This is a genomic window from Streptomyces sp. NPDC002926 (assembly GCF_053591755.1).
Genome location: NZ_JBSFUK010000009.1, coordinates 185,720 through 199,778, shown reverse-complemented (window position 1 = coordinate 199,778; position 14,059 = coordinate 185,720). Strand labels below are relative to the sequence as shown.

At 68.4% G+C, this 14,059-nt stretch carries 10 protein-coding genes; 6 read left to right on the top strand and 4 right to left on the bottom strand.

The window, feature by feature from the left end; all coding sequences use genetic code 11:
* Both ACWDZ6_RS17735 and ACWDZ6_RS17730 read right to left on the bottom strand, forming a co-directional pair.
* Complete coding sequence (locus ACWDZ6_RS17735) at positions 1 to 333, bottom strand: hypothetical protein (RefSeq protein ID WP_451503598.1); 333 nt, start codon at positions 331 to 333, stop codon at positions 1 to 3.
* 1,800 nt (positions 334 to 2,133) lie between these two features.
* On the bottom strand, positions 2,134 to 2,364 hold the full coding sequence (locus ACWDZ6_RS17730; protein ID WP_451503597.1) for a hypothetical protein: 231 nt from the start codon (positions 2,362 to 2,364) through the stop codon (positions 2,134 to 2,136).
* Between the two features lie 199 nt (positions 2,365 to 2,563).
* On the opposite strand from ACWDZ6_RS17730, the gene ACWDZ6_RS17725 reads away from it, so the two are divergent.
* The 3 genes from ACWDZ6_RS17725 (at position 2,564) to ACWDZ6_RS17715 (ending at position 5,570) form a co-directional block, all read left to right on the top strand.
* Positions 2,564 to 4,102, top strand: a complete 1,539-nt coding sequence (locus tag ACWDZ6_RS17725) for a BTAD domain-containing putative transcriptional regulator (RefSeq protein WP_451503596.1) — start codon at positions 2,564 to 2,566, stop codon at positions 4,100 to 4,102.
* Between the two features lie 197 nt (positions 4,103 to 4,299).
* Complete coding sequence (locus ACWDZ6_RS17720) at positions 4,300 to 4,569, top strand: hypothetical protein (RefSeq protein WP_451503595.1); 270 nt, start codon at positions 4,300 to 4,302, stop codon at positions 4,567 to 4,569.
* Between the two features lie 155 nt (positions 4,570 to 4,724).
* Positions 4,725 to 5,570: a DUF4394 domain-containing protein gene (locus ACWDZ6_RS17715; RefSeq protein WP_451503594.1), complete on the top strand. Its 846-nt coding sequence runs from the start codon at positions 4,725 to 4,727 to the stop codon at positions 5,568 to 5,570.
* A 1,537-nt stretch (positions 5,571 to 7,107) separates the two neighbouring features.
* Here the strand turns inward: ACWDZ6_RS17715 and ACWDZ6_RS17710 are convergent.
* Both ACWDZ6_RS17710 and ACWDZ6_RS17705 read right to left on the bottom strand, forming a co-directional pair.
* Entirely contained in the window at positions 7,108 to 7,569 is a 462-nt protein-coding gene (locus ACWDZ6_RS17710; protein ID WP_451503593.1) for a hypothetical protein, read from the bottom strand.
* A gap of 36 nt (positions 7,570 to 7,605) precedes the next feature.
* Positions 7,606 to 8,052, bottom strand: coding sequence for a hypothetical protein (locus ACWDZ6_RS17705; protein WP_451503592.1), 447 nt, complete (start codon positions 8,050 to 8,052; stop codon positions 7,606 to 7,608).
* A 157-nt stretch (positions 8,053 to 8,209) separates the two neighbouring features.
* Between ACWDZ6_RS17705 and ACWDZ6_RS17700 the strand changes: the two genes are divergently transcribed.
* The 3 genes from ACWDZ6_RS17700 to ACWDZ6_RS17690 all read left to right on the top strand — a co-directional run bounded on the left by ACWDZ6_RS17700 (position 8,210) and on the right by ACWDZ6_RS17690 (position 13,997).
* Positions 8,210 to 9,571 carry a macro domain-containing protein gene (locus ACWDZ6_RS17700; protein ID WP_451503591.1) on the top strand — a complete coding sequence of 454 codons (1,362 nt, stop codon included), beginning with the start codon at positions 8,210 to 8,212 and terminating at the stop codon, positions 9,569 to 9,571.
* A 1,064-nt stretch (positions 9,572 to 10,635) separates the two neighbouring features.
* Positions 10,636 to 12,390 carry a hypothetical protein gene (locus ACWDZ6_RS17695; RefSeq protein WP_451503590.1) on the top strand — a complete coding sequence of 585 codons (1,755 nt, stop codon included), beginning with the start codon at positions 10,636 to 10,638 and terminating at the stop codon, positions 12,388 to 12,390.
* Complete coding sequence (locus tag ACWDZ6_RS17690) at positions 12,387 to 13,997, top strand: hypothetical protein (RefSeq protein WP_451503589.1); 1,611 nt, start codon at positions 12,387 to 12,389, stop codon at positions 13,995 to 13,997. Before ACWDZ6_RS17695 ends, ACWDZ6_RS17690 begins: the two co-directional genes overlap by 4 nt.
* Positions 13,998 to 14,059: the final 62 nt, after the last annotated feature.

Here is a 14,059-nt window from a genome sequence, read left to right as displayed (position 1 = left end):
CTATCGCCCGGAGAACCGGGCCGCGTCGAAGTTGGCAGATGCCATGTGCTGGGTAGCGTTGTCCTCGGCCTCCTGATCACCGGTACCGAAGGCGTTGTCCATGCCGGACTGGCCGCCCAAGATCGACTGAAGCGATCCGTTCAGCGCCGCGGTGATCTCGTCCGAACGGTTCTTGAACGAGTCGAACGCGACCTTCCCCGCCCCGTTGAACTTGCCCTCCAGCGGCTCCGCGGCAGCGATCAACATCCGGATCAGCGTACCGAGATCGCTACTCGACCCCACCGTGCTGTTCGTCAGTCCGGACAGCGTCGTACTGCCCATGTCGAACTTCATGCCCACCCCCGAGTGGTCCTGTCGGAACGTCAGGTCGAGAGCTGCAGCAGAGAGGCAGCCCGTACACACGCGTCACTTCCGACACTTGCAATCCGATCACACTAACCAACTCGAAGTTGCAATCGCCACGCCCTTGTCTCCATCGTGGCGTGAAACACTCCATGCCACGTGAGGGGGGAAGTGCGGGCTGACGACACGGTGCGCGACCGACCCGCGCAGTTTCCAAGTAACGATTGCCAACAGCCCGTTGGCCAGGCCCCCACGGACGTACGAAACGCGATCACTCGACACGCACTACGCAGGCTGCGTCGACCAGGCTGCTCTACGCCTGCGCACCGGCAGGCTGACCAGCAAGATCCACCGGCCGTGTCCGGTCGCTCGTCTGCTGACCTCGTGCCTCTTCCCAGCAAGCCAGCCTGGGTCCCGCGGAGTTGGGCGGTGATCGTTACGGTTCCACGGCTTCGCGAGCTGTGTTCCCTTGGGATGCTTGCGAGTCCCGGAGCGCCCTGACGAACTCTTCGTGTGTCAGTGTCGGTTTGCCGTCTCCCGCGGCGTCCGCCAGGATCGCTGGCCGCGCTCAACGGAGGCTTTCGCCTATTGAAGTGCCTTTTCTGGTTCTGCCGACGCGTGTCGATCAGGACGTAGGTGGTGGCTCCGACCAGCAGGAGGGCGGCGACATGGGCCACGAGGCAGCCCGAGGACAGAAGTTCGGAGTGGTCTCCTGCTTCTCGAACCGAATGCATCCAATGTCATGCGGCCAGCTTCTCGTATAGCCGATCGCTTGCAGTGTCCCCTCGATGATTCGTGTGTGGCCGGGGTACCGGCGGACTTGGGGTGGAAGGACTCACGACTCAGGGTTGGCCGCCTGGGTCAAGATCATGACTGCTCCGTCCTTCGCGTGACGACCAGCTGGCGCTGCTTGACGGGCTCACGCCAGCCGCTCGCCACCTATTCGGGCTAATTGAGCGCGGAACGCTGTCGCGGTGTTCGAATGCGCGATATTCCCGGAACTCCCCTTGTGTGTCCGCCCGTTCGGTGACGGACGGCCGTCGTGGGCTCGTTGGGTGGATCCTGTCCGTGGTCTCGCCCAGGGGTGGGGCAATAGGGGAAGCGTTCGGCTCGGGCTTCGGGCCGAGAGGAGAGCGGGGGCGGGGATGGAGCGCCAAACATCTGGTGTACGTGCTGCCGGGAATCGGTGGCAGCGTGCTGGAGCGGTCGGCGGTGGGCAAGAAGTCCGCCGAGACGGATGAGCCACACCCTGGATGCGCGAGCGACCAGCGAACTCATCGTCGAGAGCTACCGCCGCTACCTGCGCTCGCTGTTGCCTGTCCGTGAGCCCCGTATTGACGTCGCCGCTCGCCGTCCGCCAATGGGCTCAGCGACCACGACCGGCAGGTCGCTCGGATCCGCCTGCCTTGACCTGAAGGGCTGCGGTCTGGGATGCGGCCACTCCGTGGCGGATGCATCCCGAGAAGGGCCGCATCAATCCTTACGCGCCCATCCGCGTGCTCTTTTCGCGAGTCGGCGGAATCCGGGCACTTGCAGGCCTCGTTCAGACTGAGCCTGACGTCGTTGGTGTCGGCCTCGCAGAGCCAGCCGTCGACGTTGCCGCCGGAGTTGTTCGCCCCACTGTAGCTCCGCGACCTGCACATGCCGCCGCGGGCCAGACGGACGCTGATGTCCGCCCAGCATTACCACTTGAGGGGGCTGCGTTCGCCGCGTCCTCGGATACGAGGGAGCCGCGGGAGACCAGCTCTGAGAACTGGTAGCGGCAGGCGTCGGTGATCGACAGAGGGCGGTTCACGCCGCCCGCCCTGCAGGACCAGCCTGACGGGCTGCCGCCGTCCTGGACCGACGTGGCTTCGGCGTGCCCGAGACAGTGAAGGTGCGGCCGTAGCCGTTGAAGTTGATCGCGCTGAGGTAGGTGGACGTGGCGGAGGCGTCGGCTCTCGCCGGGACTATGGCCAGGCCGATGAGGGCGAACACGCTCACCAGCAGCGCGGCCAGCTGGCTGCGCAGGGATCGGGACATGACCTGCTCCTCTCGTGCGCATTGTCATGCCGATGCGCACCATCACGCTCGCAACCCCCACTGGACGGCGATTGGACAGGCATTGAACGGCTGGCGGCTGCAATGGCGGCTATGCGGCACTGGGCCGGAATGGGCCTTCCGGATATGCCGCTGATGAGGGAAGGGTGAGGGAGGTGTGGAACAGTGAGGCGGGGGGCTCATGCGCATTCAGGTACTCGGGCCGGTCTGTGTCTGGCGGGACGGCACACGCCTCGACCTCGGCTCGCCCCAGCGCCGTGCAATTCTCGCCCTGCTGACCGTGTCCCGTGGACAGCAGCTGCCGTTCTCCGGGCTCGCGGACGCCTTGTGGGGCGAGCGGCCCCCGGCGAGCGCGTCGAACGTCATCCAGACGCACATCAAGCACTTGCGCCGGCTGTTGGAGCCGGGGCGGCCGCCGCGCGCCCCCAGCGCGGTGCTGCCCCGGCTCGGCGACGGCTACGCGCTGCGCGTTCCGTACGGCGTCATCGATCTGCTGCGCTTCCGGGCCCTGGTCGCCGCGGCGGAGACCGCACGGCGGGACGGCGGCCAGGAGCGGGCCGCGGCGCTGCTGGCCGACGCCCTCGGGCTGTGGCAGCAGCCGCCCCTCGCCGACCTGCCGTTCCTCGCCGCCAACCTGATGGTCGTCGCGCTAGCCGGGGAGCGTCGTGGCGTGGTGGCCCAGTACGGCGAAGCCATGATCGCGGCGGGAAAGAGCCCCAGCGTGCTCCCCGTCCTGGAGGAGGCCGCGGCCGCGCAGCCACTGGACGAGGGCGCGCAGGCCCGGCTCATCCGGGCGTACGAGGCCGTCGGGCGACGCGACCAAGCGGTCGCCGTCTACCGGCGAAGCCGCCGCCTGCTGGTCGATGAACTCGGCGTCGACCCCGGCCCCGAGCTGTCCGAGGCCTATGTCTCCGTGCTGCGCCGCCGTACCAGGCCTCCTACTCCCGGCCACGGGCATGTCCCCGACCAGGACGCGACCACCGGCCCGGTACCGGTGAGCGTCGCCGGCGCGCTCCCCGCGCAGTTGCCCGCGGATGTGCCCGACTTCTCCGGCCGGGACACGGAGCTGTCGGCCCTCGACCGGCTGCTGGCCGGAGCGGAGGGAAGCCTGACGGCGGTGGCCGTCTCGGTGGTCTCCGGCACGGCCGGGGTGGGGAAGACCGCGCTGGCCGTCCACTGGGCGCACCGGACGCGGCACCGGTTTCCCGACGGCCAGCTCTACATCAACCTGCGCGGCTACGATCCGGACCACCCCATACCGCCCGGTGACGCCCTCACCCGGTTCCTCAGCGTCCTCGGGGTTCCCGGTGACGTGATCCCGCTCGACGTCGACGACCGCGCTAGCCGCTACCGGACCGAGATCGCCGACCGGCGGATGCTGGTGGTCCTGGACAACGCCCTGTCCGAGGAGCAGGTCCGCCCGCTGCTTCCCGGCTCGCCGTCCTGCACCGTCGTGGTCACCAGCCGGGACAACCTGGCCGGCCTGGTGGCCCTGCACGGCGCCCGCCGCATCGGCCTGGGCCCGCTCCCGCTGCCCGACGCGGTCGCCCTGCTGCGGTCGCTCATCGGCGCGCGGGTCGAAACCGAGCCGGGGCCGGCCGCCGCCCTGGCCGAACAGTGTGTACGGCTCCCGCTGGCGCTCCGGGTCGCAGCCGAGCTCGCCGTCGCCCGCCCGTCGCTGCGACTGGCGGACCTGGTGACGGAGCTGGCCGACCAGTAGCGGCGACTGGATCTCCTGGACGCGGGCGGCGTCCGGCGCGCGGCGGTGGAGGCGGTGTTCCAGCAGGTGTCCAGTCGACGCGGCCGGACTGAGCGCACCAGGCAAACCCTCTGGTCGCTGACCCGGTCACCCAAGGGAGAGGCCGACATGCGACGAAGACTGCGAAGACTGCGTTCCCCGGCCCTGTTCGACGCCCGTTGCTGCTCGCGCTCTCCGGCGCGGTCGCCTCGCCGGCCTCGGCCGCTGCCAACGCCCTGACGGTGGACGTGGAGTGCGACAACGGCGGCTATCGCGCCGCCTGCTCGGCATTCATCAGCGGGAGCACGCTGCCGGTGACCAGGCAGGCCGGTCGGTTGAGGGCGGCTGCGAGCAGGTGGCGGATCTCCGGGACGGTCAACTCGATCGGCTCGTGGCTTCGGGCGGGGTGGTGGGGCTGCGGCGACACCGCCGCGCAAACGCCGATGTGAATATTTCAATCACCGTCCAGTGGATGTCCAGTCCTGCCAAATAGCTTGTGGTCGCCGGCTGATGGTTCAACCAAGCGGACCATGCCGCAATGCCTTTACCACGCCACACTCTGACCGGGAGGGAAGAAGCGATGAAAGCAGGGATCAAAAAGAGAATGGCTGCGGCGGTCGCGGTCGCATCCGCCATGGCGGCACTCGTTGTGGGAGCCCCGAGCAACAGCTGGGCCCAGGCCCAGGCCGACAGCCTGCGGGCGTTCGGGATCTCGAGTGACGGCACGTTAATGGCCACGTTCACCACCGACAGACCCCAGGTGCTCGACTGGGTCAGGGCCGTCACCGGGCTCAGTGACGACACCGCCTTGATCGGGATCGACTTCCGCGTGCAGAACGGCCTCATGTACGGCGTCGGCAACCAAGGCGGCATCTACACGATCAAGACCCCGCCAGTGACCACGGACGTGGTTGTCACCAAGGTCTCCCAGCTCAGTGTTCCGCTGTACGGCACGAACTTCGGGGTCGACTTCAACCCTGCGGCCGACCGGCTGCGGGTGATCAGCGACAACGGCCAGAACCTGCGTCACAACCTCGCCGACGGCACCACGACCGAGGACACCACACTGACTACTCCGCCGGCGACCGGGCCAACCAGGGGCGTCACCGCCGCTGCCTACACGAACAACGACTTGAACGCGGACACCGCGACCACGCTGTTCGACATCAACACGGCCACGGACCAGGCCGTCATCCAGTCACCGGCCAACAGCGGCACGCTGGCCCCGACCGGCGCACTCGGCGTGGACGCGGGCCGCAATGCGGGCTTTGACATCTTCAGCGACCTGACCAGCGGCAAGACGACCTCGGTGTCGGCTTTCGCCACTCTCACTTCGGCGAGTGGCTCGGCAACGCTCTACAGCGTCAATCTGTTCACCGGGGCCACGGCCGGCGTGGGGCAGTTCCCGCTGCCCATAACCGACATAGCCATCGCACTCGACACGAACTGACACACTTCCGGTCCACCGACCGGTCATGGTGAGCCCGCGCCCCAACTCACACCCCCCGGGGCGGGTTCACCACCCTTGGGGCACCACCGGTCCCAGCGAACAACCCGACGCTTCGGGAGCCAGTCAGACGACGACAGAGCCTGTGACCACACCCGTATTGCGGTCCATCCTGCGAGGCATCGTTGCTGGCCCGAGTCACCACCCGGATGCCGAGCACGACTCACCCTGGCACCGGCGGCCAGTGCGTCAAGCAGCGACGACAAGGCATTCCAGCGCGCACTGCACCCCTCCCACATCTATCCACAAGAAAGCGGACGACGGGCTCGCCCAGCCCACGTGGGCATAAGAGTTGCGTTACACGGGCGCCGGCCCGTTCCCGCCCCCTCGCGAACTGAGCCCACATCGCTACTTGTATCCCCGCCGGACCGTTTCCGGTTCGAACCGTTGCCCAGCACCCTCGCCGACCGAACCGTCGCGCACCAACGCCGAGGCGAGCAGCCCTGCGAAGGGGGTCTTGCCCGGTCTGGCAACCCCAACACGACCGGTGGCGCCCCGCCGAAACACCGAAGAGGGCAGCCAACCCCGACAACGCACTGGGTACCAAGGGACGAGATCGCGGAACCGCTGCCGACACCCCGCGTCCCCTGTGCGTCCCCTCGATCTTGCATTCAAGACCGTCAGCGGCCGCCGGGTAAGCCAGCCACAGCCTTGATCGCTTACATCGCCGCAGGTCAGAGAAGTCGGCCACTCTTCGGGCCGCGCAGGCTGCACAAGGACTCAACGGCGTGAGCAGCGGATTCTCTCCGTTGAGCCCAACTTCGCGTACCAACACTCCAGGAAAGCCGTTTCCGCAGGTCAGGGAACTGCTGTGGTGGGGCGGGTGGGACTCGAACCCACGGCCGACGGATTATGAGTCCTTTGGGGACCTTGGCGGCCCTTGTCGATCTACGCTGATTCATGGCGTTCTTGCAGGTCAGAGCAGGCGAGCTGTGTCGACGTTACTTCGTCTTTGTCAGTCTGTTCGTGTCCTTGCGTCCCGAACGCGTCCCGAACGCGTCCCGGTTGGACAGGATCGATGGGGACGAAAGCGATCTCGCCAGCTCCGAAAAGGGGCTCGAACCTCCGCGCAGCGCATTCCCCTTCCAACGCGCGGAGGCCCGCCCTGTTGCCAGGTCGGAGCCCCATGACTGACGTTGGGCCAGCGAGCTCCGGACGTCCGCTGGGCTCGGCCCGTGAGGAGGGAGGCGGTCGGCTCAGAGGCGGACCCCCATCCCGGCCGTGCCTCCGGCGAGGGTGGCTGCGTGCAGGGTTCTTCCCCCCTCCCATCAGGCGCCCCGGCCGCCCTCCAAGACCACGACGAGCCCGCCTCTTGCCTGGCCGCACTCACCCGACGTCTGCATGTTGAACAAACTCTTTGGCCTCTGCCCTCGATCCGGCACGGTAACGGCCGGGCAGCTCCATAGGGTCACGCCTGCGTCCGCCGCCCAGGCCGTGTAGCGCGCGGCATCGGTCGCCTCCAGCCCACGCCATGCGGCCTCTATGAGGGTGGGGGGCCAAGGAACCGTTCGAGCTGTGAGCGCAGATCCTGTAGGGGGTCTGCGGGCCCACTGGACTCCGCACCTGCTCCGTCGAGCCGGGGCAGCGTGATCACGACGGTGCCGTCGGCCCGGCGTTCCAGGGTGTAGCCGTGGCTCGACGGATCCGGCTGCGGCTCGCTCCGCCCCGCCTGTCGGCTCGGCCGGAACTGTCTGGTCTGGCGTGCTTGGAGCCAGGCGGTGAAAGACTGGAGCACTGCACTCGTCAGTGTGAGCACCGCTACGACGGTGCCGAGATCTCCGTGCGTACGGCCGTCGTCGGCGGCACGCGACTGCTTGCGGATGGCGCCGGGCGGCAGGCTCTCGGACAGTTCGAGGAACTCGACGAGCCATAGCCCCTCGATGAACACGACGGGCCCTTCGGCCAGCGCCTGGCTGTCGTGCTCCGGGTCGGCGTCGGGCATCTGCGACCTTCTTTCGATGGATCGGGCGGGTCTCCGTCACACGAGGCTGAGCAGCAGCTTGGGGGAGCGCATCACCTGGGGTGGATAGCCGTGCGTGTGCCAGCAGGCATCCAGCTGGGCAAGCGTCCACTCCAGGTCGAGTCCCCGGGAGGCGAACACCTCGGCGACTCGGGAACGGTCGGAGTCGATACTGGTTGCGAGACCGAGCAGGGCCAGCGAATTGAGCAGCCTGACCGAGGCGAGCACGGGAAACAGGCCGTCTTCCACCATCAGCGCCGCGCAGTGTTCGGTCGACGCCTGGTCGCGTGACGGCCACAGCGCCGTGTCGCGGTACAGGGAGTCGGCGACGGAGGCGGTTTGTCTCATTGTGCGGTCGAGGAACTGACTCAGATCCTCCATGTGTGCGACCACAGCATTGGCGAAGCCTGACAACTGCTGTCCAGCTGCCACGAGTTCCTCGCGTTCGTGATGCTGCGTGAGCATCGTCCGACAGTAGCCGGGGCCTTGGGTTGACGAAAAGTCACGGATTCCTCAGATGGGCGGAAGACACTCCATTCATGCCATTGGCAGGTTATAGACTCCCCTCCCTGTCTTCGCTTTGTGGGGGAGGCGAGCAGACTTGACACCTGGAGACCACGTGGTGCGGCGCATACGTGTCAAGGTCCTCGGTTCCGTGTGTCTTGAACTGGACGGTGTGGGCGTCCATCTGTCACCGCAGACCACGAGGCTGCTGTTACGCCTGGTCGCCGCCGAGGGTGACGTCATCACCGCCGGACGGCTCTACCAGGAGCTGTGGGACGCCCCACCCGGTCAGCGCATCACCCGCCTGCACCGGGCGGAGGTGCAAAAGCGTGTCCACGAACTGCGCCGCGCCATGGCGGTCGGCCGCCCGGGCAGCGGCGACGACCTGTTACGCACGGAGCAGTCGCTGACCGACCGCGACCCGACGTCCGCGTACCGGCTCGTCCTGAATCACAGCCAGCTGGATCGGCTGGAGTTTGAGCGGCTGGTGAGCGAGGCCGCCCACGCCGCGCCCGTCACCGCGACCGGGCTGCTCGGCCGCGCGCTCGACCTGTGGCGCGGCACCCCCTTCGAGGAGGTTGCCGAATCGCCCTTCGCCCGCCCGGTGGTCCGCCGCCTGACCGACCTGCACGGCACGGCCCGCCGTGAACTGGTCCGAGTACACTGCGAGCTGGGCCAGCTGCGGCTCGCGCTGCCGATCGCCGAGTCACTCACGCAGGAGGCCCCGGACGACGCAGAGGCCTTGCGCACGCTGCATGAGCTGCGGCTGAAGCTGCGGGCACGGCATGGCGACGAGGTGCTCCGCCACGAGATCACCCCACTGCGGACCACAATCGTGGTCAAGCGGGGCGACCTGTTCGACCAGGACGACGCCAACCTGGTCGTGGGGTTCGGCGACACCTTCGACACCTCGACGGACCAGGACGTCGTCATCAGCCGGGACAGCGTCCAGGGCCAGCTGCTACACAAGGTGTACGGCGGCAGCCGGGAGGCACTCGACCGGCTGCTGCGCCGGGGGCTACGCACCGTGCCGCCCACGCGCCGGGAGACCGCGCGGGACAAGCCCCGCGGCAAGCGGGTGCGCTACCCCATCGGCACAGTTGTACCGCTGCCGCTGCCCGGCAGACGGATCTTCGCCGCCGTGTACTGCCGACATGGCAACGACCTCGTCACCCGCGGGACGAAGGCGCAACTGTGGGAGACCCTGGAGCGGCTGTGGGAGTCGGTCACCGTGCACGGCCTATACAAGCCGGTGGCGATACCGCTCGTCGGCTCGCGACTGGCCCGCATCGACGGGCTGGACGAGGAGCAGTCCCTGATGATGATCGTCGAGACGTTCCTGCGGGCCTCCCGGTCCACGCCGGTCAGCCCAGAACTGCGCATCGTCGTCCGCCCGTCCGCTCTGGAGCGCATGCGCATCTGGGATGTGGCGCGCTTCGTGGAGGGGCTGGACGGCACCGGGCGATGCGGCGACGGTTGAGACGCTGGCGGGACGCGTGACCGGGAACTGGCAGACTGCGCGCACGTCGTACTGCGGGACACCGGGCGTCGCGGCTGCCCACGGCGCGCTGTGAGTAGGTGGCCAGCCTCCTCGACGCGGCCAGCGCGACCATCCTCGCAGACAGCGTCGAGGCGTTCGGCCTACCGACGCTCCGGTTGGAGACGGCCGGCCCGGAGCGTATCACCGGGCTTGGGGTCACTTCTGCGGCCGAGGTCCGCTCCTACGCCGCGGAGCTGTACGACCGGCTGTCGCCTGCTGCCGGCGCACGGCCTCGTCGGCCCGCGCCAGGGGCGACGCACAGCGGCGACCTCGCCGTGTGGGAGACCCGGGCGGACGCCGACGACCGGATCCTGCGCGACTTCCGGGTTGGTCGCCCCCAACGTCGACCCGGCCGGGAGCGCCCGGCTGGTCCCAAGGCGACACCGCGCTGCCGCCCTTCGCTCGCTATCTACTGCTTGCCGCCAAAGCTGCGCTACCAGCTGCGGGTGTGGCGGCGCGACAACCGCCCCCGGGCGCTGCGCGAGACCCTGGAGTGCCTGGCCCGGCTGTGCCAGCTCGGCGCCGATGAGGCACCGCCGACCTGCCGCGGCTACGCAGCATCGACTCGGCCCTCTTCCTCACTGACCTGCGCACCCTGCGCCGGACCGTCGACATCGCGACGGAGAACAGACGGAGAACATGAGCCGTCCGTCGATCTGCCCGAACCCCCGCCTCCGGAAAACCTGTTCGCCGACGACTCTGATGACCTATCCGACCGCACACTGATTCCTGGTGGCCGGGGAGCATCGGCCGGTCAGCGACTTCGGGGCAACAACTGCGTCCGGACATCGAGGGCGGTCAGCTTCCCGCGAAGGTTGCGATCCGGCTCCGGCTGGCGGGCTGTCCAGCCGACACCACCGCCTAAGACTGGCTGAACGCCGGTGACTTCACCGCCCGCGCCTTCGACCGCCGCCCCGACGGGAGCGGTCCGGAAGCGCCCGGGAAGCACCAAGGAAGCGTCGCGGTGGTTGGGCAGGAAGCGGGGGCGGGGCTGAGGTGGGGGCATGACCGAAATCCAACGCAAAATGCCCTCCGACGACACCTCCCGAAACGAAACCCTCGACACACTGCGGGTGATCTTCCAGGACAAGCCCGACCTGCTGCGCGCCGTGACCCTGGGCGACTTCGAAGGCCAGGGCGTCCTGAACGAGGTGCGCTCTAAGGACCGGCTATTCGGCAACCCGGTGTACCAGTTCACAGTGGGCCGCACCAAGGCCGGCAAGACCACCCTCGGCAACCTGCTCTTCGGCGCCCAGGCCATGGAGGTCACAGGCCGCGACGACTGCACGGACTACGTCGGCATGCTGCCAATGCGCAGCGACCTGTACTACTTCGACACCCCCGGAGCCGGGGGCAGGGAGCATTACGAGAACTACGCGCGTCTGGCCCTCGGTCTCGAACAGATCGAGGACGAGGAGAGAACCAACCGGTTCGAGCTGCGGGACTACGGCGCAGCCACGACGGTCGGCGGCGAGACGGTGGGCGTCCGGAAGCAGGTGATCACCGCCGACACGTGGGAGGCGGAGTTCGCCGAGAAGTTCCCGCCCGACGTTCTCGTCTATGTGGTGGCTCCCCAGGGCCAGTTCATCCGCACCGACCGGGCCTATCTGAAGGACATCCTGCACCGGTACGGTGACAAGGTCGTCATGGCCCTGAACTGGTTCGACGGCAAGACCGAGCGGGTTGATATCGAGAACGTGCGCACGCAGATCGAGCGGGTGTACCAGCAGATCTTCGGGGGCTCCGTCCGCCCCCGCTTCGTCGAGTTCAACGCCCGCACCGGCGCCGGGATCCACGACCTCACCCGCGTCCTATGCCAGGTGCTCGCCCCCGAGAAGCTCGGCGGCATCCAGGCCGTGCTGGACGGCGAGCTCAAAGAGCACGCGCGTGTGCAGCGCAGCCTGCACTACCGCCGCACCATGCACCGGATCGCGGCCCGACTGGCGCTCAACACCGTCGACCAGCAGGCCGGCAGCCAGGACCTGGTGTCGGTCGCGGCGGGCGGCCTCAGCCAGTTCGGGGTACTCACCTTCGAGGCAGAGGCGAGCGCCGCCACGTTCCGCAAGGACCTGGCGGCGTTGGTCCATCGGGAGGCGGACCAAGTTCGGGAGAAGCAGTCCGAGGTGATCACCACCCAGGACGTCGAGACGAAGCAGCGGGACATCGTCACGCGCGAGCCCGTCTTCGACTTCGAGGAGAGTACCCGTACGGAGAAGCACAAGATCACGCGGAAGGTCGAGGACGTCCGGGCCAAGAAGGCCTCGGAACAGCTCGGCATCCTCGTGGACACCGCCGCCGAGGCCCTCGTCAGCTGGGTGTCGCGCGGTCCGGCCGCCGAGCGCAAGGCCATGTGGGAGCAGGCGCGGGAGGACTCGGTAGACCGGACTGAGCGCGTGGTCGAGGAAGAGGTCGACATCCCAGTCAAGGAGATCCGCCAGAAGGTCGTCGACTACCAGGAGAAGGTCATCGCCAAGGTCAACGAGGTAGTCGGCGTCACCGAGCGGGTCATCGGCACCAAGCCCCTGGAGGGCGGCGTACCGGTGATCGAGCTCCTGCTGTCCGTGGGCGCAGGCGTCGAGGCGTACTGCGTCGCCGAGGGCGAGCGGGAGCGCGTCGACCGGTACGTGGAGCGGGAGCGGCAGCGGGTCGCGCTCGCGCTGAACCGGGCGAAGCCGCAGCTGGCACGGCTGCTGAAGCAGGGGCATCACGCGGAGGAGGAGATCGCCGAGCTGCTCGACGGTCTCTTCGCGCGGTCATGAGCCGCGGCACCCGAAAGGAAGTCCTGCTGCCCCTGGAGGAACCGTCCCTCGGTGCCGTCCGCGCCCGCCTCGTGCAGAAACGGCTCGGCGAGGGCCGTGCCTCAAAGGGCACCCTGCCCCGGCTGGTGTCCACCGGCAAGACCGGCAGCGGCAAGTCCACCCTCGGCAACCTGCTGGTGGGCGCCGACGACCTGCTGCGCACCACCGGCCACCAGGACTGCACGGACGCCGCGCACCTCTTGACCTTCCCACACGGGCTGACGTACGTCGATCTGCCAGGAGTGGCCGGCGACGACCGGCTGGAGAACTTCAACCGGGTCGCGCTGGGCATGCCGCAGACGCCGACGTGGCCGACGGTGGAGGAGGTGCGGGTTCTGCGGTACGAGCGGCTGCGCTGCACCGGCGAGCAGCGGCACCCCGCCGAAGGGTTCCCGACGGACCTGCTGCAGCCCGACCTAGTGCTCTATCTGATCGCCCCGCACCGCGGGTTCGGGAGGGCCGAGGCGCCATATCTGAAGGACCTGCTGTGTGCCGTGGGCAGAGAGCGCCTGCTGTTCGTGCTCAACCTGTTCCATGGCGCGGGCGGGCGGCGGATGGCCACCGCGGAGAACCTGGAGGACGTGCATGGCCAGCTGGCGCGCTGGCACCGGGAAGTGGGCCTAAAGCTGGACACCTCCCGTGTCGTACCCATGGACTGCCGGTCCGGTGCGGGGCTTGCGGAGCTACTGTCGGCGGCCCGGGACTACCTCGGCGGGAGCACCGCTCTGACCGATGTAATCACGTACCAGAGCGAGCGGGCGCTCGGCGTCTACCGCGAGGAGGTACAGCGGGCGGTGGTGGGGTTCGCCGCGCAGGTCGCGCTCAGCGCGCCCGCCGACGACGAGAGCGCGAGCGAGCTGCCCACGATGGCCGGGCGACTGCTGCTGGAGTACGCGGGCCGGCTCGCCGAGAACGGCGGCGCGGTCCACGATGCGTGGCTGGAGCCGTTCGCGGCGCTGATCGGCAAGGAGGTCGCCAAGCTGCGCAAGGTCGCCACTGAGCCGATCATCGAGCGGCGGTCGAAGGACATCTACGAGAAGGTCCCGCGTTACGGCTGGGTCAAGGAAACCGACTACGATCGGCCGATCTACGAGACCCGGCGCCGCAAGGTGAAGGTCCCGCCCGGTGACTTCGACGAGTTCCTGGACGGGGTCGGCAGCTGGTTCAACGGCGACGGGTTCGTCGCCGAGCGGTGGGTCAACGAGGAGGTACTGGTCGGCTACAAGAAGAAGAAAAGGCAGGTGGTGGAGGGCTACGACAAACGCCATGTGCGCACCGACCACTGGGACGAGACCGTGGGTCACCGCGAGGTGGCCGTCACCTACGACCCCCTCGGCCCGCGCGGCATCGCCCTTGTGCTCACCGCCTGGCACGCGGCCCTCGCCACCCTCGGTGGCGGCCAACCGGGCAAGCTCAACGGGATACGCCGAGACATCCACCACCGCATCAAACGCCTCGACACCGCCCCCGACCAACTCGCCGCCCACGCCGCCAGTATTCTCCCGGAGGCCACCGTCCGCCTCCTGGACGAGGTGCTGAGGGCCGGGGAGACGGGAGGTTCGCCGTGACCGGAACACGCACACCCTCCGACCATGACATCCCGCTCCCACGCTCGAACCCGGTCCACCCA